Source organism: Domibacillus robiginosus, assembly GCF_000966195.1.
Taxonomy (GTDB): domain Bacteria; phylum Bacillota; class Bacilli; order Bacillales; family Domibacillaceae; genus Domibacillus; species Domibacillus robiginosus.
The window spans coordinates 1-24873 of the sequence record NZ_LAHL01000024.1 but is presented as its reverse complement, the minus strand read 5'-3'; the positions used below and the strand labels follow the sequence as shown (position 1 = coordinate 24873).

Here is a 24873-nt window from a genome sequence, read left to right as displayed (position 1 = left end):
TACTATTGTAAGCTTTCTCTTCCTGCGGGAAATGACAATTTTCTGCAGGGAGCCTAATATAACTAATACTTATCTCTATAATTTGAGGAGGAACTTCCTAATGGCAAAAGCAAAATTCGACCGTTCAAAACCACACGTTAACATTGGTACAATTGGCCACGTTGACCATGGTAAAACAACTCTAACAGCTGCAATCACAACTGTTCTTGCAAAATCAGGTGGTGCAGAAGCACGTGCATACGATCAAATCGATGGTGCTCCAGAAGAGCGCGAGCGCGGTATCACAATCTCAACTGCACACGTTGAGTACGAAACTGAAAGCCGTCACTATGCACACGTTGACTGCCCTGGACACGCTGACTATGTTAAAAACATGATCACTGGTGCAGCACAAATGGACGGCGGTATCCTAGTGGTATCTGCTGCTGACGGTCCAATGCCACAAACTCGTGAGCACATCCTTCTTTCTCGTCAAGTAGGTGTACCTTACCTAGTTGTATTCATGAACAAATGTGACATGGTAGATGACGAAGAGCTTCTTGAGCTAGTTGAAATGGAAGTTCGCGATCTTCTTTCTGAATATGAGTTCCCTGGCGATGACATCCCTGTTATCAAAGGTTCTGCTCTTAAAGCACTTGAAGGCGATGCTGCATGGGAAGAAAAAATCCATGAGCTTATGTCTGCAGTAGATGAGTACATCCCAACTCCAACACGTGACACTGACAAACCATTCATGATGCCTGTTGAGGATGTTTTCTCAATCACTGGCCGTGGTACAGTAGCAACTGGCCGCGTTGAGCGTGGACAAATCAAAGTCGGTGACGTAATCGAAATCATCGGTTTGACTGAAGAGCCAAAATCAACAACTGTAACAGGTGTTGAAATGTTCCGTAAGCTTCTTGACTATGCTGAAGCTGGCGACAACATCGGTGCACTTCTTCGTGGTGTAGCTCGTGAAGAAATCCAACGTGGTCAAGTATTGGCTAAACCAGGTTCAATCACACCACACACAACTTTCAAAGCGGAAGTTTATGTTCTTTCTAAAGAAGAGGGTGGACGTCACACTCCATTCTTCACAAACTACCGCCCACAGTTCTACTTCCGTACAACTGACGTAACTGGTATCTGCAACCTTCCTGAAGGCGTAGAAATGGTTATGCCTGGTGACAACGTAGAAATGTCAGTAGAATTGATTGCTCCAATCGCGATTGAAGAAGGTACTAAATTCTCAATCCGTGAAGGCGGCCGTACAGTAGGCGCTGGCGTTGTAGCAACAATCCAAAAATAATTATATTTTCACCGAAAACAGCTCGGTTTCGGCCGGGCTGTTTTTCTTTGTATTTTTTTTCGATCTACTGTTGCATTCCTCAGAGAATGCATGTATAATAATCAATGTTGGTTTTTGACAGCGTTGATGCGGAAGGTTGCTGACACACCCGGCCGCTTTGCCATGGCGGTGATGTCAGGGAAAAATTTTCGCGGAGTATGTCTATTAGCTAAATAGGCGATAAAGGAGGGAAAATAATGGCAAAACAAAAAATTCGTATTCGTTTGAAAGCATATGATCATCGTATTCTAGATCAATCAGCAGAAAAAATCGTTGAGACAGCTAAACGTTCTGGTGCAAATGTATCCGGTCCGATCCCGCTTCCAACTGAGAAATCTGTTTACACGATTCTTCGTGCGGTTCACAAGTACAAAGATTCTCGTGAGCAGTTTGAGATGCGTACACATAAACGTTTAATCGATATCGTGAACCCAACTCCAAAAACAGTTGATTCATTGATGCGTTTAGACTTGCCGTCAGGCGTTGACATTGAAATTAAACTTTAATAAATAAATAACAATTAATCAGGAGGTGTGACTCATGACCAAAGGAATCTTAGGAAGAAAAGTAGGTATGACGCAAGTGTTTGCTGAAAATGGTGAACTTATCCCTGTAACAGTAATCGAAGCAGCACCAAACGTTGTACTTCAAAAGAAAACAGTCGAAAACGACGGTTACTCAAGCGTTCAGCTAGGTTTTGAAGACAAGCGCGAAAAGCTTGCAAACAAACCAGCTCTTGGACACGTGAAAAAAGCAGGCGAAGGCATCGCTCCTAAGCGCTTCATTCGTGAGTTCCGTAACATCGACAGCGATCTTGAAATTGGTCAAGAAGTCAAAGTTGATATTTTTGCAGAAGGTGACGTCGTAGACGTAACAGGAATCTCTAAAGGGAAAGGCTTCCAGGGTGCAATTAAGCGTCACGGACAAAGCCGCGGCCCTATGTCTCACGGTTCCCGCTACCACCGTCGTCCAGGTTCAATGGGACCTGTAGCGCCAAACCGCGTATTTAAAAACAAACTTCTCCCTGGCCGTATGGGTGGAGAGCAAGTAACAGTACAAAACCTTCAAATCGTCAAAGTGGACGCTGAGCGCAACGTTCTTCTTATTAAAGGAAACGTTCCAGGATCCAAAAAAGCCTTAATTCAGGTTAAAACGGCGGTTAAAGCAAAGTAATCAACTTTTACAGGAAAGGAGGAAACAGAAATGGCTAAAGTTAAAGTATTAAACCAAACTGGTTCTGAAGTCGGCGATATCGAACTAAACGATGCAGTATTCGGAATCGAACCAAACGAACATGTGGTATTCGAAGCAGTTGTGATGCAGCGCGCGTCATTACGCCAGGGTAACCACAAAGTAAAAACGCGTTCTGAAGTACGCGGTGGCGGCCGTAAACCATGGCGCCAAAAAGGAACTGGACGTGCGCGTCAAGGTTCTATCCGTTCACCTCAATGGCGCGGTGGTGGTACAGTATTCGGACCAACTCCACGTAGCTACAGCTACAAGCTGCCGAAGAAAGTACGCCGTCTTGCATTGAAATCTGCTCTTTCTTCAAAAGTACAAGAGCAAAACATTCTAGTATTGGACGCTTTGTCATTCGAAGCACCAAAAACAAAAGAATTTACAGCAGTACTTAAAAACTTATCTGTTGACTCAAAAGCATTGATCGTAACAGATACAGTAAACGAATTCGTTGCATTGTCAGCACGCAACATCCCTGGTGTAACAGTGGTTGAAGCTTCTGGCATCAACATCCTCGACCTGCTTGGCCATGAGAAGCTTATCATGACAAAAGCAGCGGTTGAAAAAGTAGAGGAGGTGCTTGCATAATGGATGCACGCGATGTGATTAAGCGCCCCGTTATTACTGAACAATCAATGGCTGTAATGGCTGATAAAAAGTATACTTTTGAAGTGGACGTACGCGCGAACAAAACGCAAGTGAAGACTGCTGTTGAAGAGATCTTCGGCGTTAAAGTGAAAAACGTTAACGTTATGAACTACAAAGGTAAATTCAAGCGTATGGGACGTCATGCTGGCTACACAAACAAACGCCGCAAAGCAATCGTAACATTAACGCAAGATAGCAAAGAAATCGAACTTTTCGAAGCTTAATAAACGTATAAAATAGAAGAGGAGGGACACGAAATGGCGATTAAAAAGTACAAACCGACCACAAACGGTCGTCGTAATATGACAACTCTTGACTTTGCTGAGATTACAACAAGCACGCCGGAGAAATCATTGCTCGAGCCTTTGAAAAAGAAAGGCGGCCGTAACAACCAAGGTAAAATCACTGTTCGTCATAAAGGCGGCGGTCATAAACGCCAATACCGTATTATCGATTTCAAACGCGATAAAGATGGCATTCCAGGCCGCGTTGCTACAATCGAATACGATCCAAACCGTTCGGCTAACATCGCACTCGTGCACTACGTTGACGGAGAAAAACGCTACATCCTAGCTCCAAAAAACATCCAAGTTGGAATGGAAATCATGTCCGGACCGGAAGCAGATATTAAAGTAGGAAACGCACTTCCACTTGTTAATATCCCAGTCGGTACAGTTATCCACAACATTGAATTGAAACCAGGAAAAGGCGGACAGTTGGTTCGTTCTGCTGGTACTTCAGCTCAAGTACTTGGTAAAGAAGGTAAATATGTTCTTGTACGCTTAAACTCTGGCGAAGTGCGCATGATTCTTGCAACATGCCGCGCGACAATCGGCCAGGTTGGTAACGAGCAGCATGAACTTGTAAACATCGGTAAAGCAGGCCGTTCTCGCTGGTTAGGTAAAAAACCTACAGTTCGCGGTTCTGTAATGAACCCTAACGACCATCCACACGGTGGTGGTGAAGGACGCGCTCCAATCGGACGTAAAGGTCCTGTTACACCATGGGGCAAACCGGCTCTTGGTTACAAAACACGCAAAAAAGTTAACAAATCCGATAAATTTATCGTTCGTCGTCGTAAAAAATAACGTAATTGTCCTACGGTTCCAAAAGCGAACCGTAGATCAATCACGAAGGGAGGTACACAAATGGGCCGTAGCTTGAAAAAAGGACCTTTTGTTGATGATCATTTATTCAAGAAAGTTGAAGCATTGAACGAAACGGAGAAAAAGCAAGTTGTTAAAACTTGGTCACGTCGTTCTACAATTTTCCCGCAATTCATCGGACACACAATCGCAGTGTACGATGGTCGCAAACACGTACCTGTATATGTAACTGAAGATATGGTTGGACACAAACTTGGTGAATTCGCGCCAACGCGTACGTACAAAGGACACGTTGCTGACGATAAGAAAACAAGACGTTAATTGAGAGGAGGATATTCCAATGGAAGCTAAAGCTGTCTTAAGAACAGTCCGCATTGCTCCTCGTAAAGCACGTCTAGTAATTGACTTGATTCGAGGCAAGCAAGTTGGAGAAGCGGTGGCGATCTTGAAGCATACGCCAAAAACGTCATCTCCTGTAATTGAAAAACTTTTAAACTCTGCGATCGCTAATGCAGAGCACAACTACGATCTTGATGTAAACAAACTTGTTGTTACTCAAGCATTCGTAAACGAAGGACCAACATTGAAACGTTTCCGTCCACGCGCAATGGGACGTGCAAGCGCAATTAACAAACGCACAAGCCACATCACAATCGTCGTGGCAGAAAAAAAGGAGGGATAATTCGTGGGTCAAAAAGTACATCCTCATGGACTACGGGTCGGGATCATTCGCGACTGGGATTCTAAATGGTACGCTGAAAAAGACTACGCTAATCTTCTTCACGAAGATTTGAAAGTGCGCGGATACATCGAAGAGCGTCTTAAAGATGCTTCTCTATCCCGTGTTGAAATCGAACGTGCTGCAAACCGCGTGAACATCACTGTTCATACTGCAAAACCAGGTATGGTTATCGGTAAAGGTGGTTCTGAAGTAGAAGCACTTCGTAAAGCTTTGAACGAACTAACAGGCAAACGTGTTCACATTAACATCGTTGAAGTGAAACGCGCTGACCTTGATGCAAAACTAGTAGCGGAAAACATCGCTCGTCAACTTGAAAACCGTGTATCATTCCGTCGTGCTCAAAAGCAGGCTATCCAACGGACAATCCGTTCTGGTGCAAAAGGAATCAAAACACAGGTTTCAGGACGTCTTGGCGGAGCAGATATTGCCCGTGCTGAACATTACAGCGAAGGAACAGTTCCACTTCATACTCTTCGTGCTGACATCGACTATGCACATGTTGAAGCAGACACAACTTACGGCAAACTTGGCGTAAAAGTATGGATCTACCGTGGAGAGGTTCTTCCTGCGAAGAAGAAAACTCAGGAAGGAGGCAAATAATATGTTGTTGCCAAAACGCGTTAAATATCGTCGTGTACACCGCGGCAAAATGCGTGGTCAAGCAAAAGGCGGAACAGAAGTAGCATTTGGTGAATACGGTCTTCAAGCAACAGAAGCTTCATGGATCACAAACCGTCAAATCGAATCTGCTCGTATTGCGATGACTCGTTACATGAAACGTGGCGGTAAAGTTTGGATTAAAATTTTCCCTCACAAACCATATACGAAAAAACCTCTTGAAGTACGGATGGGTTCCGGTAAAGGTGCTCCTGAAGGCTGGGTAGCGGTTGTAAAACCAGGCAAGATCATGTTTGAAATTGCCGGCGTTTCTGAGGAAGTAGCACGTGAAGCACTTCGTCTGGCAGCTCATAAGCTTCCAGTGAAATGCAAAATCGTAAAACGCGAAGAAATTGGTGGTGAATCAAATGAAAGCTAATGAAATCCGTGAACTTACCACTGCTGAAATTGAACAACAAGTAAAGTCGCTCAAAGAAGAACTTTTCAACCTTCGCTTTCAATTGGCGACGGGACAGCTTGAGAATACTGCCCGTATTCGTGAAGTACGTAAAGCAATCGCCCGCATGAAAACCGTGATTCGTCAACGGGAAATTGATAATCGATAATTGAAAGGAGGTTTGCACGATGAGCGAACGCAATCAGCGCAAAGTTTACACAGGCCGTGTTGTTTCTGACAAAATGGATAAAACAGTAACGGTTCTTGTTGAAACATACAAAACACACAAGCTTTACGGCAAACGCGTAAAGTACTCTAAGAAATTTAAAGCTCATGATGAGAACAACGAAGCAAAAATCGGTGACGTAGTACGCATCATGGAAACTCGCCCGCTTTCTGCAACAAAACGTTTCCGCCTTCTAGAAGTAGTGGAAAAAGCAGTCATCATCTAATTTAATTGTTCGGATAGATGTTAAAGTCCGAAAGGAGGTAACCTAAATGATCCAGCAAGAATCACGTTTAAAAGTAGCTGACAACTCTGGTGCGCGTGAAGTATTAACGATTAAAGTCCTCGGTGGTTCAGGCCGCAAAACAGCTAACGTCGGTGATGTAATCGTATGTACAGTAAAACAAGCAACACCAGGTGGCGTTGTCAAAAAAGGTGAAGTGGTAAAAGCGGTTATCGTTCGTACGAAACGCGGCGTTCGCCGTAATGACGGTTCATACATCCGCTTCGACGAAAACGCGTGCGTTATCATTCGTGACGACAAGAGCCCACGTGGCACACGTATTTTCGGCCCGGTTGCCCGCGAACTTCGCGACAGCAATTTCATGAAGATTGTTTCCCTAGCTCCGGAAGTAATCTAATTGAACGAATAAATAAAAGGCCCATCAAGGAGGTGCGCAACATGCACGTGAAAAAAGGCGATAAAGTCATGGTCATCACAGGTAAAGACAAAGGCAAAACAGGCGTTGTTCTTGCAGCTTTCCCTAAAAAAGACCGTGTACTTGTTGAAGGAATCAACATCGTGAAAAAACACGCGAAACCTTCACAATTAAATCCGCAGGGCGGCATCCTAAGCCAGGAAGCAGCTATTCACGTATCCAACGTTATGCTGTTGGATCCGAAAACAAACGAACCTACTCGTGTAGGTTACAAAGAAGTGGACGGCAAGAAAGTCCGCGTAGCAAAAAAATCCGGTGAAACTCTAGATAAATAAAAAGTTCAAGAAGGGAGGTATTCTAAGTGAACCGCCTTAAAGAAAAATACCTTAAAGAAATTACTCCTGCTCTTGTGAGCAAGTTCAATTACAGCTCTGTTATGCAGGTGCCGAAAATTGAAAAAATCGTCGTGAACATGGGTGTCGGTGAAGCTGTTCAAAACGCAAAAGTACTTGATACTGCTGTGGAAGAATTGACTCAAATCACTGGCCAAAAGCCAATGGTCACAAAAGCAAAAAATTCAATCGCGGGATTCCGTCTTCGTGAAGGTATGCCAATCGGTGCGAAAGTAACTCTTCGCGGCGAGCGCATGTACGAATTCCTTGATAAACTTGTTTCTGTATCACTTCCACGTGTACGTGACTTCCGTGGCGTTTCTAAAAAAGCGTTCGACGGTCGCGGTAACTACACACTTGGTGTAAAAGAACAGTTGATCTTCCCTGAGATTGATTACGATAAAGTATCAAAAGTACGCGGCATGGACATTGTTATCGTCACTACTGCCAACACGGACGAAGAAGCTCGTGAATTGTTAACACAAATTGGAATGCCGTTCCAAAAGTAATCGCTATATAAGGGAGGCGAAAACGTGGCTAAAAAATCAATGATTGCGAAACAAAAGCGCACACAAAAGTTTAAAGTACAAGAGTACACACGTTGCGAACGCTGCGGACGTCCACACTCTGTATACCGCAAATTTAAACTTTGCCGTATTTGTTTCCGTGAACTAGCTTATAAAGGTCAAATTCCTGGCGTTAAAAAAGCCAGCTGGTAATACACTGATTCCGGAAGGAGGTAAATATAAATGGTTATGACTGATCCGATTGCTGACTTGCTGACTCGCATCCGTAATGCGAACATGGTTCGTCACGAAAAACTGGAAGTACCTGCTTCCAAAATTAAACGCGAAATCGCTGAAATCTTGAAACGTGAAGGATTCGTCCGTGACGTTGAGTTCATCGAAGACGACAAACAAGGTGTTATCCGTATTTTCTTGAAATACAGTGGCAACGAGCGTGTAATCACAGGCTTGAAGCGTATTTCTAAACCAGGTCTTCGCGTTTACGCGAAAGCTGATGAGGTACCTCGTGTACTTAACGGTCTTGGTATTGCAATTCTTTCTACATCTACTGGTGTAGTGACTGATAAAGAAGCCCGCGCTAAACAAGTAGGCGGCGAAGTACTCGCGTACGTTTGGTAATAATCTTTTAAAGAATGGAGGTGCGACTATGTCACGCGTAGGTAAAAAAGTAATCGAGCTTCCAGAAGGCGTAACGATTACAAACAACAACAATGAAGTGACTGTCAAAGGTCCTAAGGGAGAATTGACTCGTCAGTTCAACAAAGATTTAACAATCGAAGTAGACGGCAGCAACCTAACAGTTGTTCGTCCTTCAGAATCTAAAGAACACCGTACAATCCACGGAACAACTCGTGCACTTCTTGCCAATATGGTAGAAGGCGTATCAAAAGGGTTCGAACGCAACCTTGAGTTGGTTGGTGTCGGTTACCGTGCTCAAAAACAAGGAACGAAGCTTGTATTAAGCGTTGGTTACTCTCACCCAGTAGAATTCGAAGCTGAAAACGGCATCGAGATCGAAGTTCCTGCAAATACAAAAATCAGCATTAAAGGGATCGACAAAGAGCGCGTTGGTGCTATTGCTGCTAACATCCGCCAAGTTCGTCCTCCTGAGCCGTACAAAGGCAAAGGTATCCGTTACGAAGGTGAACAGGTTCGCCGCAAAGAAGGTAAAACAGGTAAATAATGCCGCATAGGCATCAGAAAGGAGTGACCTCGGGATGATCACAAAAGCTGATAAGAATAAAACGCGTAAAAGACGCCATGCCCGTGTACGTGCGAAAATCGCTGGTACAGCTGCGCGTCCTCGCTTGAACGTATTCCGTTCAAACAAGCACCTTTACGCTCAATTGATTGATGATGCAAATGGTGTTACACTTGCAAGTGCTTCAACTATTGAAAAAGATTTCGGTCTTGAATCAACAGGCAACCTTGAAGCTGCTGCGAAGGTTGGCGAATTGCTCGCTAAACGCGCAACTGAACAAGGTGTCGCTGCTGTTGTATTCGACCGTGGGGGCTACCTTTATCATGGCCGCGTAAAAGCTTTGGCTGACGCTGCTCGTGAAAACGGCCTACAATTCTAATAAAAGGAGGGACACATTTAATGCGTCGCATTGATCCAAACAAACTTGAACTTGAAGAACGCGTAGTAACGGTCAACCGTGTTGCGAAAGTTGTAAAAGGTGGACGTCGTTTCCGCTTTACTGCACTGGTTGTCGTTGGCGATAAAAATGGTAATGTCGGTTTTGGAACTGGTAAAGCTCAAGAAGTTCCAGACGCAATCCGTAAAGCAATTGAAGATGCGAAGAAAAACCTAGTATTCGTACCAATGGTCGGCACAACTTTGCCACACCAGGTAATCGGTCAATTCGGTGCGGGTTCAGTTCTATTAAAACCTGCTTCTGAAGGTACTGGAGTTATCGCTGGTGGACCTGTCCGTGCGGTACTTGAACTTGCTGGTGTTGGTGATATCCTCTCCAAATCACTTGGTTCAAACACACCAATCAACATGGTTCGCGCTACAATTGCAGGTCTTAAAGACTTGAAAACAGCTGAAGAAGTAGCAAAACTTCGCGGCAAATCTGTAGAAGAACTGTTAGGATAAGGAGGGAATCATAATGGCTGAAAAATTACAAATTACCCTCACTCGCAGCCTGATCGGTCGTACACAAGATCAGCGCGATACTGTTAAGGCACTTGGTCTTCGCAAAATGCATCAAACGGTTGAACAAAATGACAACCCGGCAATTCGCGGTATGATCAACAAAGTGTCTCATCTTGTGACTGTTACAGAAAAATAATTTGATTTTATAGAACAAGGAGGTGCAAGAGCATGAAACTTCATGAATTGAAACCAGCTGCAGGATCTCGCAAAGAGCGTAACCGTGTAGGTCGCGGTACAGGTTCTGGTAACGGTAAAACGGCAGGTAAAGGTCATAAAGGTCAAAACGCACGTTCAGGCGGTGGTGTCCGTCTTGGATTTGAAGGTGGACAAACTCCTTTATTCCGTCGTCTTCCAAAACGCGGCTTTACAAACGTAAACCGTAAAGACTATGCAGTTGTGAACATCGATACATTGAATCGTTTCGAAGAAGGAACAGAGGTTACACCTGAACTTCTTATCGAAAGCGGCATTGTGAAAAGCGAAAAAGCAGGAATTAAAATTCTTGCGAACGGCAACGTAGAGAAAAAGCTTTCAGTAAAAGCGCACAAATTCTCTGCTGCTGCTAAAGAAGCAATTGAAGCGGCTGGCGGTAAGATTGAGGTGATCTAATGTTTCGCACAATCTCCAATTTTATGCGTGTGGGTGATATAAGAAACAAAATTATATTCACCCTCCTTATGTTAATCGTGTTCCGTATCGGTACATTTATTCCTGTTCCCTATGTTAATGCGGATGTCCTCCGCATGCAGGAGCAGGCTGGACTGATTGGATTCCTTAATACGTTTGGCGGAGGAGCGCTCCAAAACTTCTCGATTCTCGCAATGGGGATTATGCCTTACATTACAGCATCTATTATTGTGCAGCTTTTGCAAATGGATGTTGTGCCTAAATTTACTGAATGGTCGAAGCAGGGTGACGTTGGACGGCGCAAACTGACTCAGTTTACCCGTTACTTCACAATTGTGCTCGGCCTCATTCAAGGTTTTGGGATGTCATATGGATTTAACCGTCTATATGGAGGATTACTTGTCGAAAACAGCAGCGTTGGCGGCTATTTGCTTATTGCATTGGTGCTGACAGCGGGAACTGCTTTCCTTATGTGGCTTGGTGAGCAAATCACTGCTAAAGGGGTCGGCAACGGAATCTCGGTTATCATTTTCGCCGGAATTGTGGCGGCCATTCCAGGAGCAGTAAACCAAATTTACGCACAGCAAATTGAAGGTGCGGGCGATCAGCTCTTCCTGCGTATTGTTGTACTTCTTTTGATTCTGCTTGCGGTATTGGCGATTATTGTCGGAGTTATTTATTTCCAGCAGGCGCTGCGGAAAATTCCGATTCAATATGCGAAACGTGTTGGAACGGGTGGCGGCATGACACCGGTTGGTGGTCAGTCGACTCATCTTCCACTCAAAGTAAACGCTGCGGGTGTTATCCCGGTTATCTTTGCGATTTCATTTTTGATGACACCGCAAACGATCGCTTCGTTTTTTGGATCAAACGATGTGACGTCTACGATTCAAAACGTCTTTGACTATCAGCAACCAATCGGCATGGCTATCTATGTTGCATTGATTGTGGCATTTACGTATTTCTATGCTTTCATTCAAGTAAACCCTGAACAAGTTGCTGACAACTTGAAAAAACAGGGTGGATATATTCCGGGCATTCGCCCAGGGAAGAACACACAGGATTATTTGACAAATGTGCTTTACCGTCTGACTTTTGTCGGTGCAATTTTCCTTTCAGCCGTTGCTGTGCTGCCTGTTTTCTTCATTAAATTCGCGGGTCTTCCACCAGCGGCGCAAATCGGCGGTACTAGTCTTTTGATCGTCGTCGGTGTGGCACTTGAAACAATGAAGCAGCTTGAAGCACAACTTGTGAAGCGCCATTACAAGGGCTTTATGAAGTAAGCACGGTGAAGAGTGTGTGATTCACTTCACCTCGATTAGATTGAGGGGGTATATCAATGAATCTCGTGTTAATGGGATTGCCGGGTGCCGGTAAAGGGACCCAGGCAGAAAAAATTGTTGAAAAGTACGGTGTGCCGCACATTTCAACAGGGGACATGTTCCGTGCTGCAATGAAAGATGAAACGGAACTAGGCTTAAAAGCAAAATCATTTATGGATAAAGGCGAGCTCGTTCCTGATGAGGTAACGATTGGGATTGTTAACGAGCGCTTGGCAAAAGCGGACTGCGAAAAAGGCTTCTTACTAGATGGCTTTCCTCGGACAGTAGCGCAGGCAGAAGCACTTGAAGACATTTTATTCGGCTTAAACCGTAAAATTGATTACGTCATCAATGTTGAAGTAGATCAAGATATTTTGATGGCGCGCTTAACTGGCCGACGCATTTGCAAAACTTGCGGTGCGACGTATCATTTGGAATTCAATCCGCCTGCAAAGGAAGATACATGCGACCGCTGCGGTGGAGAATTGTATCAGCGTGCTGATGACAATGCAGAAACGGTTCAGAACCGCCTTGACGTAAATGTAAAGCAAACAGCACCATTGCTTGCTTTCTACAGCGAAAAAGGCTATTTAAAGAACATTAACGGCCAGCAGGATATCAATGTTGTTTTCGAAAACATTGATGAACTCCTAAAAGGTCTTCGTAACTAATGATCATTTGTAAAACCCCTCGTGAACTGGAGATTATGAAAGAAGCGGGGCGTATTGTCGCGCTTACACATCAGGAACTGCAAAACCATATCTCTCCCGGTATAAGTACGATGGAGCTGGATGCTGTTGCGGAAAAATTCATTCGAAGTATGGATGCAACACCTTCTTTTAAAGGGTATAATGGTTTTTCGGGCAGCATTTGCGCTTCAGTGAATGAAGAGCTGGTGCATGGAATTCCAGGCAGCCGTGTTTTAAAAGAAGGCGACATTATCAGCATTGATATTGGTGCTTATTATAAGGGGTATCATGGCGACTCGGCTTGGACATATGCTGTTGGCCGGATTGCACCTGAGACGGAGAAGCTTCTCGACGTAACAGAGGAATCGCTTTACATCGGACTCAATGAAGCGAAACCGGGTGAACGTCTTTCAAACATCTCCCATGCGATTCAAACGTATGTGGAATCGAATGGCTTTTCAATCGTTCGTGAGTATGTTGGGCACGGTGTCGGGCAGGACCTCCACGAGGCTCCGCAAATCCCCCATTATGGTCCGCCAGGGAGGGGACCGGTACTGAAACCTGGTATGGTGCTTGCGATCGAACCGATGGTCAATGCCGGTCATCGTTACGTAAAAACACTTGAGGATAATTGGACTGTCGTTACACAGGATGGAAAAATGTGTGCTCATTTTGAACATACAATTGCGATTACCGAAACAGGCTTTGAGATTTTAACGAAAGCTTGAGGCAGCTGCCAATCGGATGAAAAGTGAAGGGAGATGAAACAAATGGCGAAAGACGATGTAATTGAAATTGAAGGTACAGTCACTGAAACTTTGCCAAATGCCATGTTTAAGGTAGAATTGGAAAATGGGCATACTATTTTAGCGCACGTTTCAGGCAAAATCCGTATGCATTTTATCCGTATCTTGCCTGGTGATAAAGTAACAGTAGAACTTTCACCGTATGATTTAACACGCGGACGGATCACGTACCGTTACAAATAACATATATGGCGCTCCGGACTATGAAGGAGGTTGGAGAAATGAAAGTAAGACCATCAGTTAAGCCAATCTGTGAGAAGTGTAAAGTTATTCGCAGACGCGGCAAAGTTATGGTTATTTGTGAAAACCCTAAGCATAAACAAAAACAAGGCTAATATTAAAGGGAGGTGCACATTTTATGGCACGTGTAGCAGGTGTTGATATTCCACGCGACAAGCGTGTAGTTATCTCATTAACTTATATTTTCGGTATTGGCAGACCAACTGCTGAGCAAATTCTTGAAGAAGCAGGTGTTTCTCAAGAAACGCGCGTACGCGACTTAACGGAAGATGAACTAAACAAAATCCGTGATATCGTTGACCGCTTAAAAGTAGAGGGTGACCTTCGTCGTGAAGTCTCTCTTAACATCAAACGTTTGATGGAAATCGGTTCATTCCGTGGTATCCGTCACCGTCGTGGTCTTCCAGTTCGCGGACAGAACACAAAAAACAACGCGCGTACTCGCAAAGGCCCGCGTAAAACTGTAGCTAACAAGAAAAAATAATTGGTAAAGGAGGCAGAATTAGAACATGGCTCGTAAACAACAAACTCGTAAGCGTCGTGTGAAAAAGAATATCGAATCTGGTATTGCTCACATCCGCTCAACGTTCAATAACACAATTGTCACTATTACAGACGTTCACGGTAACGCTCTATCTTGGTCAAGTGCAGGTGCCCTTGGTTTCAGAGGATCACGTAAATCCACTCCGTTTGCTGCTCAAATGGCTGCTGAAACAGCTGCAAAAGCATCAATCGAACATGGTATGAAAACTCTTGAAGTAACAGTAAAAGGTCCAGGTTCAGGCCGTGAAGCAGCTATTCGTGCGCTTCAAGCAGCAGGTCTAGAAGTTACAGCAATCAAAGACGTAACTCCAGTACCTCACAATGGCTGCCGTCCTCCAAAACGTCGTCGTGTTTAATCTTCCTGCATAAAGGAGAACTATTCCGGTTATAATGGAAAATTGACTGTTTTGATTCAGGAATTGACCACTTACTTTGTACAATCGGGAATGGTAAACATGGAAATTTCGGGTTGCCGGAATTTCGACGTATTCAAGGAGGGAAAATGGAATGATCGAAATTGAAAAGCCAAAAATTGAAACGGTTGAGATCAGCGGTGATGCTACGTTTGGAAAGTTCGTTGTGGAACCACTTGAACGCGGATATGGTACTACTCTAGGGAACTCCTTGCGTCGTATTTTATTATCTTCACTTCCGGGTGCCGCAGTGACGGCCATTCAGATCGATGGCGTACTGCACGAATTCTCAACAATTGAAGGCGTCGTAGAAGATGTTACGTCGATCATTTTGAACATTAAAAAACTTGCGCTTAAAATTTACTCGGATGAGGAAAAAACGCTTGAAATTGATGTTCAAGGTCCAGGAACCGTAACGGCTGCCGACATTACTCACGACAGCGATGTGGAAATTTTAAATCCGGATCTGCATATTGCGACATTAGGCGAAAATGCCAATTTCCGTATGCGTTTGACGGCACAACGTGGAAGAGGGTACAACCGGGCTGATCACAACAAAAAAGAAGATCATCCAATCGGCGTCATTGCGATCGACTCCATCTACACACCTGTATCACGCGTGAATTTCCAGGTGGAAAACACACGTGTTGGTCAGCTTTCAAACTTTGATAAGTTGTCATTGGACGTTTGGACAGATGGCAGCATCGGACCAAAAGAAGCGATTTCTTTAGGGGCGAAAATTTTAAATGAACATCTTAACATTTTCGTAGGATTAACAGACGAAGCACAGCATGCGGAAATTATGGTAGAAAAAGAAGAAGACCAGAAAGAAAAAGTCCTTGAGATGACGATCGAAGAACTTGACCTGTCTGTTCGTTCTTACAACTGCTTGAAGCGCGCTGGTATTAACACTGTTCAAGAACTTGCGAACAAGAGCGAGGACGATATGATGAAAGTCCGCAACCTTGGCCGTAAATCACTTGAAGAAGTAAAAGCGAAGCTGGACGAGCTTGGGCTCGGCTTACGAAAAGAAGATTGAATTAAATAAACGACATCAATAAAGGAGGGTATCTTCATGGCTTACAGAAAGCTAGGACGTACAAGCGCTCAGCGCAAAGCGATGCTTCGTGATTTGACAACAGATCTTATCATCAGCGAACGCATTGAAACGACTGAAGCACGTGCAAAAGAATTGCGCTCAGTTGTAGAAAAAATGATTACACTCGGTAAACGTGGTGACTTGCATGCCCGCCGTCAGGCTGCAGCATTCCTTCGTCACGAAGTAGCTTCTACTGTAGAAGTAGAGAAAAAAGGCAAAACGAAAGAACAGCCAGTTTACGCACTTCAGAAATTATTTGATGATGTAGCACCACGCTACACAGAGCGTCAAGGTGGCTACACTCGTATTATGAAAGTCGGTCCACGCCGCGGCGATGGCGCACCAATGGTAATTATTGAGCTAGTTTAAGCCAATAAAACCGTGAAATGGGCAGAACAAAACGAACGTTGCTTTGTTTTGCCCTTTTTTTATACTTTAAGAAAGTGACAGTTTTTGGAATGTCCAGTTCCAATTGCTCTTGGAGTCTGCGGCAGATGAAGGGTAAAAGTGTTGCGGACCACGAAACCGTATTCTTTGCTTTTACTTTTTGTTTGATCATCATCTCCATAATACCTTTCTATGAACAAGCTTAGAGCGTTACGATGGGCGTACCTTTTCAAACGCTTCACGTGCGTCCCGTCTAGCTCATGCACCCCCTGCCACGCTGCTTAAAGCAGCAAGAAGAACTTTTTTCTTCGGCTCGGGGTGCGGGCTTTTTTTATTTTGCCGAAATGAGGAGGTACCAGCATGAAAGATTCCATTATCTCGATTGACGATGTGTCATTCCAGTATCCGGATCAAACTGCTTTCGCCCTTCAACATGTCTCTCTCCATGTACAGCGTGGTGAATGGCTGGCCATTGTTGGACATAATGGATCGGGAAAGTCCACACTTGCCAAAATGCTGAACGGCCTTCACTATCCGAAGGAAGGAACCGTCACAATCAGCGGACTGGCTCTTTCAGAAGAAAATGTATGGGCGATTCGGGAAAAGCTCGGAATGGTATTTCAAAATCCGGATAACCAGTTTGTCGGCACGACTGTGCAGGATGATGTGGCTTTTGGGTTAGAAAATAACGGTGTCGAACAAAAGGAAATGAAAGAACGTGTCCAGGAAGCGCTCGAAAAAGTCGGCATGACCGCTTTTCTGAATCAAGAGCCACACCATCTTTCCGGCGGTCAAAAACAGCGGGTAGCGATTGCCAGTGTAATTGCGCTGCGACCGGACATTATTTTGCTGGACGAAGCCACCTCCATGCTTGATCCTGCCGGACGAGATGAAGTAATGAACACGATTCGTAGTATCAAGGATGAAGAAGGATTGACGGTTATCTCTATTACACATGATCTGGAAGAAGCGGCAAAAGCAGACCGGGTCGTCGTATTGAATCAAGGCAGCGTATACACAGAAGGATCTCCACAGGCTATTTTCCAACTGGATCAAGAATTGCTCACATTGGGTCTTGATGTCCCATTTCCGGTTCGGATGAGCCAGCTGCTCGCAGATGAGGGGCTTATTCTGTCACAGCGCCATTTTACGGAAGAAGAGCTGGTGAAAGACGTATGGACATTAAATTTCAAGAAGTAGAGTACCGTTATGCAGCGGGCACGCCATTTGAGCGTCTTGCGATCACAGATGTAACCTTTCATGTCCCCTCCGGTGAGTATGTGGCTTTAATCGGTCACACCGGCTCTGGGAAGTCGACAGTGCTTCAGCATTTAAATGTGCTGTTGAAGCCGCTACAAGGCGAGATAGAGATTGGCAGCCGGACTATTGCGGCCGGCCGGAAGGAAAAGAATTTAAAAGAAATCCGCCGTCGTGTCGGCATTGTATTTCAATTTCCAGAGCATCAGCTGTTTGAAGAAACAGTAGAGAAGGATATTTGTTTTGGTCCCATGAATTTTGGCATGTCTGAAGAAGAAGCCAGACAGCGTGCGCGCGAAGCCGTTCGTCTCGTTGGACTTCCTCCCTCTGTCCTGGAGCGCTCTCCTTTTGACCTGTCAGGAGGGCAAATGCGCCGGGTAGCAATCGCGGGGGTGCTCGCCATGAAGCCTGATGTGCTTGTATTAGATGAACCGACCGCAGGGCTGGATCCTCGAGGCCGCCGAGAGGTGATGGAGCTGTTTGCGTCTCTTAAAAAGGAAAATGGCCTGACCTGTGTGCTCGTTACGCACAGCATGGAAGATGCGGCTCGTTACGCAGATCGGATTGTGGTGATGCATAAGGGCAGAGTGGCGAAAAGAGGAACGCCACGTGACCTTTTTCATGATCGTGCCAGTTTGACGGCCCTTGGGCTTGACGTGCCGGAAACGGTGCGGATGCAGCGTTTGTTTGAAGAAAAGCTGGGACAGCCGCTTCGTCAGCTTTGTTTAACACCCGAAGAATTGGCCCAAGAAATAGCACGGCTTCAAGGTGAACGCTCATGATGGAAAAAATTATTTTGGGACGCTATTTGCCGCTGAATTCCGTTGTACATCGCATGGATCCGCGTGCAAAGCTTTTATTTATTTTCGGTTTTGTTTTTGTTGTGTTTTTGGCCAATAATGTGCTTACGTACGCCTTACTCGGCGTTTTTACACTTTTCGTTATTGTGCTATCAAATATAAAGATTCAGTTTTTAATGACTGGATTAAAGCCGGTCATTTGGCTTATTCTATTTACATTTCTATTGCATGTGTTTTTCACAAAAGAGGGAGAGGTGCTGGCTCAGCTTGGGTTCTTAAGCATCTACAAAGGCGGGGTTATAAAAGGCGCTTTTATTTCCCTGCGCTTCCTTTTGCTTATCTTCGTGACGTCACTGCTCACGCTGACAACACCTCCTATATCGGTAACAGACGGCATTGAATCGCTTTTTGGCCCCTTAAAAAGGGTGAAGGTCCCGGTTCATGAGCTTGCGTTAATGATGTCGATCTCTTTGCGTTTCATCCCGACTCTATTGGATGAAACGGATAAAATTATGAAAGCGCAAATGGCGCGGGGTGCTGATTTTACAAGCGGGTCCCTTACAAGCCGGATCAAAGCGGTTATCCCGCTTTTAATCCCTCTGTTTGTAAGTGCCTTTAAGCGAGCGGAGGAGCTGGCAGTAGCGATGGAAGCGCGGGGGTACCGCGGCGGGGAAGGGCGCACAAAATACCGCGTGCTTGCCTGGCATGGTCGGGATACGGCTGCGCTGCTCGTTCTTGTGGCACTTGCCGCTGCTTTATTCGGGCTGAGAAGCTGATGGAGGAATGAGCGTGAAGCGAATTAAATGTGAGTTAATGTATGACGGCTCGCGCTTTTCTGGCTACCAGTCACAGCCGAAGGATCGGACTGTGCAGCAGGAGTTAGAGCGGGCACTTTGGAAGATCCATAAAAAAGTACCGATAAAAACGCACGCATCAGGCCGCACTGATGCCGGCGTGCATGCAATGGGGCAAATCGTTCACTTTGATACGCCAATAGGGATGCCGGCCGAGCGATGGGCACGTGCCTTAAATGGAGAACTACCAAGTGACATATCCGTTAAGCGGACCGAGGAAGTTCCGGAGTCCTTTCATGCCCGTTACTCGGTTACAGGCAAAGAGTACCGCTACCGTATTTACCGGACACCGTATCGGGATCCGTTTCGCACGGTGCATGCCTATCATTATCCATATCCACTGGACGTTGAACGAATGAAGCGAGCGGCTGTCCATCTGCTGGGAGAGCATGATTTTACTTCTTTTTGCTCGACGAAAACGGATAAAGAAAATAAAGTGCGAACTGTCACAGATATTTCATTTTTAGAGCAGGGTGACGACCTGGAAATCCGCTTTGCGGGTACCGGCTTTTTATATAACATGGTGCGGATCATGACAGGAACCCTTATAAAGGTCGGAAACGGGCGTCTGGAGCCTGATGAGGTCGCTCATATTCTAGCAGCAAGAGACCGCAATTGTGCCGCTCAGACGGCTCCTGCAGAAGGCTTGTATCTATGGCGTGTTGATTATCAATAACGGGGTTTCTACCAATCTGAGCGTCCTCAAAAAGCTGTATTTTAAATTCTTTTCGTGACAACTTCACCAAGTGTTGCATTTTTTCTTGACAATGAATAACAAGCGGTATATTATAGCATATGGTATGTTATTTGACCCCACGATAAGCCCCGGAAACTTATTCGTGATATAAATACATGGAACCGTAAAATACAAACAAATCAGGAGGGTAAATAATGCGTACGACTTATATGGCGAAAGCAGGCGAAATCGAGCGTAAATGGTTCGTAATCGATGCTGAAGGCAAAACATTGGGCCGTCTTTCAAGCGAAGTAGCATCTATTTTGCGCGGCAAACATAAACCAACTTTCACACCACACATTGACACAGGCGACAACGTAATCATCATCAACGCGTCTAAAATCGAATTAACAGGTAACAAACTTCAAGGGAAAATCTACTACCGTCACAGCATGTATCCAGGTGGTTTAAAATCAACTACTGCAGGTCAAATGCGTGATAAAAACCCTGAAAGAATGCTTGAGCTTGCAATTAAAGGCATGCTTCCAAAAGGTTCTTTAGGTCGTCAAATGTTCAAGAAACTTCACGTTTACGCTGGAGCAGAACACAAACACGAAGCACAACAACCAGAAGTTTACGAACTTCGCGGATAATTTATTTAACTAAAAGGAGGAAATGACATTGTCACAAGTTCAATACTTAGGCACAGGACGCCGTAAAAGTTCAGTAGCTCGCGTACGCCTCGTACCAGGCGAGGGTAAAATCATCATCAACGGCCGTACTGCTGAAGATTATATTCCATTCGAAGCGCTGCGCACTGTGATCAACCAGCCGCTTGTTGCGACTGAAACAGTAAACAGCTACGATGTACACGTAAATGTAAACGGAGGCGGCTACACAGGACAAGCGGGAGCGATCCGTCATGGTATCGCGCGTGCTCTTCTGCAAGCTGATCCAGAATTCCGTCCAACACTAAAACGTGCTGGCTACCTTACACGTGATGCACGTGCGAAAGAACGTAAAAAATACGGTCTTAAAGGCGCTCGTCGCGCACCTCAGTTCTCAAAACGTTAATTTTTGGCGTTTGGAAGGCTCTCAACCATTTTGGTTGGGAGTCTTTTTTGTGCTTAAAAAGAGCTTTTGACCAAAGTTCAGAGCACAATATACTTTTGGCAGTTGCTGCTGGCTTGCTTTCCAAGCCGTCTATCAGGCATCCCAGCCCGTAAGTCGCCGTATATAAAATCTATGACAGCTTATCATTCTTTTGTACAGTAAACGACAATGAAACGATGAGAAAGCGGAGAGGCTGGCAGCACATTGGGTGGTCTCGACTCTACCCAATTTCTTCACTCAGATACATCGGGGACCCTGGAAGGTACGTTAACAGTTGAAAAAAATTTAATTGTAAATGGAAGCTTCCTTCGCCTTCCCTTAAGCCCTGTTCTTCCTTCTCTGGCTAAAGGCATGCTTTGCTTATTAACCGTTCTTTCTTTCATTTGGAGAAAGGATTTTTTCATGTGCACGGAGTTTTTTTCATATAGTGATCGTGACAGGGGGGAGAAGCGATGAAAAAGCTTGTTTTCGTTCTGATGCTCGCAGCAGCAGCTGCTTTTTTATACCAAGGGGTAAAGCCGGTGTTTAATGATTGGCGTCCTCCGCTTACCGGCATGACGATTATGATTGATCCAGGGCATGGAGGAATGGACGGCGGTGCGGGAAACGAGCCGGCACTTGAAAAAGATATCGCCCTGGCTGTTTCGGAAAAGCTGCGCGAGTATTTAAATGGACAAGGGGCCGTTGTTCTCATGACCCGTGAAAAAGATAAAGATTTAGCCGCAGAAGATACGAAAAGTGTCCGCACCCGAAAAACCGAGGATTTACGAAAAAGAAAACAGTTGATCAATGAATCGGGAGTCGATTTGTTTGTCAGTGTCCATTTAAATGCGATTCCAGCTGAGCAATGGCGGGGTGCGCAGACTTTTTACTCGCCCCACATACCCGAAAACAAGCAGATCGCCGTATCGATTCAAAAAGAACTGGTCGGCAACCTTGGGAATACAGACCGGCAGCCGGCCGAGATTGGCCATGTATTTATTTTAAAAGAAGCAAAGGTCCCTGGTGCACTTGTGGAAATTGGCTTTCTCTCAAATCCTGCTGAACGCCGGCTTTTAGAAAGCGAAAGTTATCAGGAAAAAACAGCGGCTGCTATTTCCCGGGGTATTTTACGTTATGTAGACCAGCAGTAACCGTTTTCTAACATTCCTAGTAGAGTATGCTATACTGAATAATGAGAATAATATAGGCGAAGGATGGTGCCCTTATGATTACAGAAACGCAAGTGCGTGACATCATTAATACCCTTGAAGACCCTTTTTTACATAAACAGCTTTCTGAAACAGGTGGTCTTGAAGAGGTATCAATCAAAGAAGAAAAAAACCATGTCAGTGTGAAAATTGCTATCGCACAAACAGGCACACCCGAACAGCTTCAGCTGCAAATGCGTATTGTGAATTCTTTGAAAGAAGCGGGCGTTGAAACGGTGGGTATTCGGTTTAAGGAACTTCCTGAAGAAACCATTGCTAAATTTCGTGGAGCCGATGCGGCGGAAAAGGATGAAGGACTTCTTTCTCCTAACAGTGAAACAACCTTCCTGGCGATTGCAAGTGGAAAAGGCGGAGTAGGGAAATCAACGGTGTCGGTGAACCTGGCTGTGGCCCTTGCGCGTCTTGGCAAAAAAGTCGGACTGGTTGATGCCGACATTTATGGGTTCAGTGTGCCCGATATGATGGGGATTACAACACGCCCGGTCGTACGCGGTGAAAAGATTTTTCCGGTTGATCGCTTTGGTGTTAAAGTGATTTCCATGGGCTTTTTCGTAGATGATAATGCGCCGGTTATCTGGCGTGGCCCAATGCTTGGAAAAATGCTGAACAATTTCTTTTCGGAAGTAGAATGGGGCGATCTGGACTACCTGCTTTTAGATCTTCCTCCTGGTACAGGGGATGTAGCACTTGATGTACATACGATTCTGCCTCGTTGTAAAGAAGTCATTGTGACAACACCACATCCAACTGCTGCTTTTGTAGCGGCTCGTGCTGGTGCGATGGCACTTCAAACAGACCACGAAGTAGTAGGTGTCGTTGAAAACATGGCGTATTTTGAAAGCAAAACAACAGGCGAAAAAGAATACATTTTTGGACGCGGCGGCGGGGACAAGCTCGCTGACGAGCTGCGGACTGATGTGCTGGGCCGTCTGCCGCTGCAGCAACCGGACTGGGATGAAGAAGACTTTGCTCCGTCGGTTTATGCGGAAGACCACCCGCTTGGCGCTATTTATCAGGAGATTGCTCAAAAACTTGATCAAAAGATTGCATCCAATTAAAAGCTTTTGGGCTTCGGCCCAAAAGCTTTTTTTATGATGAATAAAAAATGTTCATGGTGTAAGGGTATTTGTCTTGGTACAATTAAAGAAGAAGAATATACAGGAGGATTTATGTGTGGGTATACGAAATTGGATCCGTTTTTTTACACATACGCTGCTGATTGGTGGAGCAGTAACAGGTATTTTAGGGTTTATTCTCCGCTGGGATGAATTTTCTCCGCTGTTTGCAAATGGGGAGTGGAGAGAGATTCTATCAGTTTTAACATGGCTCATTGGAGTCGGCTTTACTTTCAGCGTCATCAGCCAAATGGGTTTTTTTGCGTATTTAACGATTCACCAATTTGGGCTCGGGCTGTTTCGGTCTTATTGGGGATTTATCCAAGTAGCTCTTATTGCCGTAGTGTTATTTGATCTCGTTTACTTTCGCTTTCAAGCCTTTAGCAGCGGCGAAACGATCAGCTCATATTTACTGCTCGCTGCAATCCTTCTCATGGTTGGTCTTGTGACCGCTTACAGCAAAGCAAAGGGCAAGAACCGGAGTGTATTTACAGCGGCCTTATTTTTTATGGTCGTTGTTACGACACTTGAATGGCTGCCTGTCCTGCAGGCGAATGAAAAAAGCTGGCTGTACTTGATGCTCTTTACCCTGCTGCCGTGCAATGCATTTCAGCTGCTCATGCTTCCAAAATATAACCATAAAAGACAGGGAGCAGCGTAATGCAGTGCTCCCTGTCTTTTATGGGATATAATCAATTTTTGTTTGCCCGCCGGCCATCTCAGATAAACTGATGGCTTTTTCTTTTGTTAATAACAGAGACAGCCACTTTCTGGTTACACGCAAATCTTCTTCTGGATTAAGCAGAATAATATCTCCTTTATCAACGTGACGTATAACATCTGAAGGGGGACGGTCCGCTAAATTTACGCTCCATTGAATGGGCAGGTAACCTTGAGCGGAGGCCATAGTCGGCAGTTCTCCAGTGTCTTCAACTTCTCGTATATAAAGAACAGAGTCTCTCCCGTAAGTACGCAATATTTTTTGAACAGAAGCGATTTCTTTTTCTACCGTCCTGTCGTCTGAAACGTCTGTCAACAGTACACCGATATCAAAAGCTCGATCCACTAAAAGTTTGGCTGTTTTAGGATGTTTTTTTAGCCAGGCTGAGGTGACAAAAAAAGAAGCTGTTACTTTCTGTTTGATGAATATATTTACAAGCTTGGCCGTATTTTTCGAAGAAGAGTCTACATTGACTGTCAAAGCAACGTGCTGATCACCTTTGTAAATTGCTGCAGGCTTCCCGGCAAATGAAATAGCTGGCCGTTCAGCCGGGGGGGACACCATAACAAAAAAAATGGTTACGGATGAAAGAAAAAGAACAGCCCATTTCAACTGTTTTGATCGAATAAATAACCATGGCATCGCGGCTTCAGCCTCCGTTTTAAAGTGATTTGACAAAGTATATGAAAAAAAATAAAAAAAAGAAGAAAAACTATTGACCTTTTGATTGTATGCATGGTAAATTAAATCTTGCCCGTTACGAGATACAAACGTACAGAAAACATTTTGAAAAAAGTGTTGACGTACAGTGAACAGGGTGCTATGATATAAAAGTTGCTGTTGAGCGACAAATTGAACATTGAAAACTGAACAAAATCAATAAAAACGTCAACGTTTTAATTTTTTATCTTTCATTAAA

The 24873-nt window shown here is 44.8% G+C and carries 41 protein-coding genes; 40 read left to right on the top strand and 1 reads right to left on the bottom strand.

Features of this window, described 5'->3' with window-relative positions:
- Window positions 1-100 precede the first annotated feature (100 nt).
- The 40 genes from tuf (at window position 101) to VP97_RS13415 (ending at window position 23894) form a co-directional block, all read left to right on the top strand.
- Complete coding sequence (gene tuf, locus VP97_RS13615; RefSeq protein WP_050182398.1) at window positions 101-1288, top strand: elongation factor Tu; 1188 nt, start codon at window positions 101-103, stop codon at window positions 1286-1288.
- Window positions 1289-1524: 236 nt separating this feature from the next.
- On the top strand, window positions 1525-1833 hold the full coding sequence (gene rpsJ / locus VP97_RS13610) for a 30S ribosomal protein S10 (RefSeq protein ID WP_046176547.1): 309 nt from the start codon (window positions 1525-1527) through the stop codon (window positions 1831-1833).
- Between the two features lie 34 nt (window positions 1834-1867).
- On the top strand, window positions 1868-2500 hold the full coding sequence (gene rplC / locus VP97_RS13605) for a 50S ribosomal protein L3 (protein ID WP_050182397.1): 633 nt from the start codon (window positions 1868-1870) through the stop codon (window positions 2498-2500).
- A gap of 30 nt (window positions 2501-2530) precedes the next feature.
- Entirely contained in the window at window positions 2531-3154 is a 624-nt protein-coding gene (gene rplD, locus VP97_RS13600) for a 50S ribosomal protein L4 (RefSeq protein WP_050182396.1), read from the top strand.
- Window positions 3154-3438 carry a 50S ribosomal protein L23 gene (gene rplW, locus VP97_RS13595; protein WP_046176550.1) on the top strand — a complete coding sequence of 95 codons (285 nt, stop codon included), beginning with the start codon at window positions 3154-3156 and terminating at the stop codon, window positions 3436-3438. Before rplD ends, rplW begins: the two co-directional genes overlap by 1 nt.
- Window positions 3439-3471: 33 nt before the next feature.
- On the top strand, window positions 3472-4302 hold the full coding sequence (gene rplB / locus VP97_RS13590) for a 50S ribosomal protein L2 (RefSeq protein WP_050182395.1): 831 nt from the start codon (window positions 3472-3474) through the stop codon (window positions 4300-4302).
- A 60-nt stretch (window positions 4303-4362) separates the two neighbouring features.
- Window positions 4363-4641 (top strand): 30S ribosomal protein S19, encoded by a 279-nt coding sequence (gene rpsS, locus VP97_RS13585; RefSeq protein WP_050182394.1) that lies wholly within the window; start codon window positions 4363-4365, stop codon window positions 4639-4641.
- Between the two features lie 19 nt (window positions 4642-4660).
- Complete coding sequence (gene rplV, locus VP97_RS13580; protein WP_050182393.1) at window positions 4661-5002, top strand: 50S ribosomal protein L22; 342 nt, start codon at window positions 4661-4663, stop codon at window positions 5000-5002.
- 3 nt (window positions 5003-5005) lie between these two features.
- Window positions 5006-5662, top strand: coding sequence for a 30S ribosomal protein S3 (gene rpsC, locus VP97_RS13575; protein ID WP_050182392.1), 657 nt, complete (start codon window positions 5006-5008; stop codon window positions 5660-5662).
- Window position 5663: 1 nt separating this feature from the next.
- Window positions 5664-6098, top strand: coding sequence for a 50S ribosomal protein L16 (gene rplP / locus VP97_RS13570; RefSeq protein WP_050182391.1), 435 nt, complete (start codon window positions 5664-5666; stop codon window positions 6096-6098).
- Window positions 6088-6285: a 50S ribosomal protein L29 gene (rpmC, locus tag VP97_RS13565; RefSeq protein WP_045851860.1), complete on the top strand. Its 198-nt coding sequence runs from the start codon at window positions 6088-6090 to the stop codon at window positions 6283-6285. The genes rplP and rpmC overlap by 11 nt, the downstream gene beginning before the upstream one ends.
- Before the next feature lie 19 nt (window positions 6286-6304).
- Entirely contained in the window at window positions 6305-6568 is a 264-nt protein-coding gene (gene rpsQ / locus VP97_RS13560; RefSeq protein ID WP_050182390.1) for a 30S ribosomal protein S17, read from the top strand.
- Window positions 6569-6614: 46 nt separating this feature from the next.
- Window positions 6615-6983 (top strand): 50S ribosomal protein L14, encoded by a 369-nt coding sequence (rplN, locus tag VP97_RS13555; protein WP_018395165.1) that lies wholly within the window; start codon window positions 6615-6617, stop codon window positions 6981-6983.
- Window positions 6984-7024: 41 nt separating this feature from the next.
- The gene (gene rplX / locus VP97_RS13550) at window positions 7025-7336 is read left to right on the top strand and encodes a 50S ribosomal protein L24 (protein ID WP_050182389.1); all 312 of its coding nucleotides are present in this window, start codon (window positions 7025-7027) and stop codon (window positions 7334-7336) included.
- Window positions 7337-7362: 26 nt separating this feature from the next.
- The gene (gene rplE / locus VP97_RS13545) at window positions 7363-7902 is read left to right on the top strand and encodes a 50S ribosomal protein L5 (protein WP_050182388.1); all 540 of its coding nucleotides are present in this window, start codon (window positions 7363-7365) and stop codon (window positions 7900-7902) included.
- A 24-nt stretch (window positions 7903-7926) separates the two neighbouring features.
- Entirely contained in the window at window positions 7927-8112 is a 186-nt protein-coding gene (rpsN, locus tag VP97_RS13540) for a 30S ribosomal protein S14 (protein WP_046176559.1), read from the top strand.
- 30 nt (window positions 8113-8142) lie between these two features.
- Entirely contained in the window at window positions 8143-8538 is a 396-nt protein-coding gene (gene rpsH / locus VP97_RS13535) for a 30S ribosomal protein S8 (RefSeq protein WP_046180679.1), read from the top strand.
- 28 nt (window positions 8539-8566) lie between these two features.
- The gene (gene rplF / locus VP97_RS13530; protein WP_050182387.1) at window positions 8567-9103 is read left to right on the top strand and encodes a 50S ribosomal protein L6; all 537 of its coding nucleotides are present in this window, start codon (window positions 8567-8569) and stop codon (window positions 9101-9103) included.
- 34 nt (window positions 9104-9137) lie between these two features.
- A complete protein-coding gene (gene rplR / locus VP97_RS13525) occupies window positions 9138-9500 on the top strand; it encodes a 50S ribosomal protein L18 (protein ID WP_050182386.1) in 363 nt (120 codons plus the stop codon).
- A 20-nt stretch (window positions 9501-9520) separates the two neighbouring features.
- A complete protein-coding gene (gene rpsE / locus VP97_RS13520) occupies window positions 9521-10021 on the top strand; it encodes a 30S ribosomal protein S5 (protein WP_050182385.1) in 501 nt (166 codons plus the stop codon).
- A gap of 13 nt (window positions 10022-10034) precedes the next feature.
- A complete protein-coding gene (gene rpmD, locus VP97_RS13515; RefSeq protein WP_050182384.1) occupies window positions 10035-10217 on the top strand; it encodes a 50S ribosomal protein L30 in 183 nt (60 codons plus the stop codon).
- A 32-nt stretch (window positions 10218-10249) separates the two neighbouring features.
- Window positions 10250-10690 carry a 50S ribosomal protein L15 gene (gene rplO, locus VP97_RS13510; protein WP_050182383.1) on the top strand — a complete coding sequence of 147 codons (441 nt, stop codon included), beginning with the start codon at window positions 10250-10252 and terminating at the stop codon, window positions 10688-10690.
- Window positions 10690-11991: a preprotein translocase subunit SecY gene (gene secY, locus VP97_RS13505; protein WP_050182382.1), complete on the top strand. Its 1302-nt coding sequence runs from the start codon at window positions 10690-10692 to the stop codon at window positions 11989-11991. Before rplO ends, secY begins: the two co-directional genes overlap by 1 nt.
- A 56-nt stretch (window positions 11992-12047) precedes the next feature.
- Window positions 12048-12701, top strand: coding sequence for an adenylate kinase (locus VP97_RS13500; RefSeq protein WP_050182381.1), 654 nt, complete (start codon window positions 12048-12050; stop codon window positions 12699-12701).
- On the top strand, window positions 12701-13447 hold the full coding sequence (gene map / locus VP97_RS13495) for a type I methionyl aminopeptidase (RefSeq protein ID WP_050182380.1): 747 nt from the start codon (window positions 12701-12703) through the stop codon (window positions 13445-13447). The genes VP97_RS13500 and map overlap by 1 nt, the downstream gene beginning before the upstream one ends.
- 42 nt (window positions 13448-13489) lie before the next feature.
- Window positions 13490-13708: a translation initiation factor IF-1 gene (infA, locus tag VP97_RS13490; protein WP_018395177.1), complete on the top strand. Its 219-nt coding sequence runs from the start codon at window positions 13490-13492 to the stop codon at window positions 13706-13708.
- Window positions 13709-13746: 38 nt separating this feature from the next.
- Window positions 13747-13860, top strand: coding sequence for a 50S ribosomal protein L36 (gene rpmJ, locus VP97_RS13485; RefSeq protein WP_000868344.1), 114 nt, complete (start codon window positions 13747-13749; stop codon window positions 13858-13860).
- A 23-nt stretch (window positions 13861-13883) separates the two neighbouring features.
- Complete coding sequence (gene rpsM / locus VP97_RS13480; RefSeq protein WP_050182379.1) at window positions 13884-14249, top strand: 30S ribosomal protein S13; 366 nt, start codon at window positions 13884-13886, stop codon at window positions 14247-14249.
- Between the two features lie 25 nt (window positions 14250-14274).
- Window positions 14275-14664: a 30S ribosomal protein S11 gene (gene rpsK, locus VP97_RS13475; protein WP_045851874.1), complete on the top strand. Its 390-nt coding sequence runs from the start codon at window positions 14275-14277 to the stop codon at window positions 14662-14664.
- Between the two features lie 151 nt (window positions 14665-14815).
- Window positions 14816-15760, top strand: coding sequence for a DNA-directed RNA polymerase subunit alpha (locus VP97_RS13470; protein WP_050182378.1), 945 nt, complete (start codon window positions 14816-14818; stop codon window positions 15758-15760).
- Window positions 15761-15796: 36 nt separating this feature from the next.
- Window positions 15797-16189 carry a 50S ribosomal protein L17 gene (gene rplQ, locus VP97_RS13465; RefSeq protein ID WP_050182377.1) on the top strand — a complete coding sequence of 131 codons (393 nt, stop codon included), beginning with the start codon at window positions 15797-15799 and terminating at the stop codon, window positions 16187-16189.
- Window positions 16190-16567: 378 nt separating this feature from the next.
- The gene (locus tag VP97_RS13455) at window positions 16568-17407 is read left to right on the top strand and encodes an energy-coupling factor ABC transporter ATP-binding protein (RefSeq protein WP_050182375.1); all 840 of its coding nucleotides are present in this window, start codon (window positions 16568-16570) and stop codon (window positions 17405-17407) included.
- Window positions 17383-18246 carry an energy-coupling factor ABC transporter ATP-binding protein gene (locus VP97_RS13450; RefSeq protein WP_050182374.1) on the top strand — a complete coding sequence of 288 codons (864 nt, stop codon included), beginning with the start codon at window positions 17383-17385 and terminating at the stop codon, window positions 18244-18246. Before VP97_RS13455 ends, VP97_RS13450 begins: the two co-directional genes overlap by 25 nt.
- Window positions 18243-19040 (top strand): energy-coupling factor transporter transmembrane component T family protein, encoded by a 798-nt coding sequence (locus tag VP97_RS13445; protein ID WP_050182373.1) that lies wholly within the window; start codon window positions 18243-18245, stop codon window positions 19038-19040. Before VP97_RS13450 ends, VP97_RS13445 begins: the two co-directional genes overlap by 4 nt.
- A 13-nt stretch (window positions 19041-19053) precedes the next feature.
- Window positions 19054-19794, top strand: coding sequence for a tRNA pseudouridine(38-40) synthase TruA (gene truA / locus VP97_RS13440; RefSeq protein WP_050182372.1), 741 nt, complete (start codon window positions 19054-19056; stop codon window positions 19792-19794).
- Window positions 19795-20009: 215 nt separating this feature from the next.
- A complete protein-coding gene (rplM, locus tag VP97_RS13435; protein ID WP_050182371.1) occupies window positions 20010-20447 on the top strand; it encodes a 50S ribosomal protein L13 in 438 nt (145 codons plus the stop codon).
- Window positions 20448-20475: 28 nt separating this feature from the next.
- The gene (gene rpsI / locus VP97_RS13430) at window positions 20476-20868 is read left to right on the top strand and encodes a 30S ribosomal protein S9 (protein ID WP_045851882.1); all 393 of its coding nucleotides are present in this window, start codon (window positions 20476-20478) and stop codon (window positions 20866-20868) included.
- Window positions 20869-21359: 491 nt separating this feature from the next.
- On the top strand, window positions 21360-22040 hold the full coding sequence (cwlD, locus tag VP97_RS13425) for an N-acetylmuramoyl-L-alanine amidase CwlD (protein WP_050182370.1): 681 nt from the start codon (window positions 21360-21362) through the stop codon (window positions 22038-22040).
- A 74-nt stretch (window positions 22041-22114) separates the two neighbouring features.
- Window positions 22115-23176, top strand: a complete 1062-nt coding sequence (locus VP97_RS13420) for an Mrp/NBP35 family ATP-binding protein (protein ID WP_050182369.1) — start codon at window positions 22115-22117, stop codon at window positions 23174-23176.
- A 115-nt stretch (window positions 23177-23291) separates the two neighbouring features.
- Window positions 23292-23894 (top strand): KinB-signaling pathway activation protein, encoded by a 603-nt coding sequence (locus VP97_RS13415; protein ID WP_050182368.1) that lies wholly within the window; start codon window positions 23292-23294, stop codon window positions 23892-23894.
- 18 nt (window positions 23895-23912) lie between these two features.
- Here the strand turns inward: VP97_RS13415 and VP97_RS13410 are convergent, their stop codons facing one another.
- Window positions 23913-24596 (bottom strand): polysaccharide deacetylase family protein, encoded by a 684-nt coding sequence (locus tag VP97_RS13410; protein ID WP_050182367.1) that lies wholly within the window; start codon window positions 24594-24596, stop codon window positions 23913-23915.
- Between the last annotated feature and the right edge of the window lie 277 nt (window positions 24597-24873).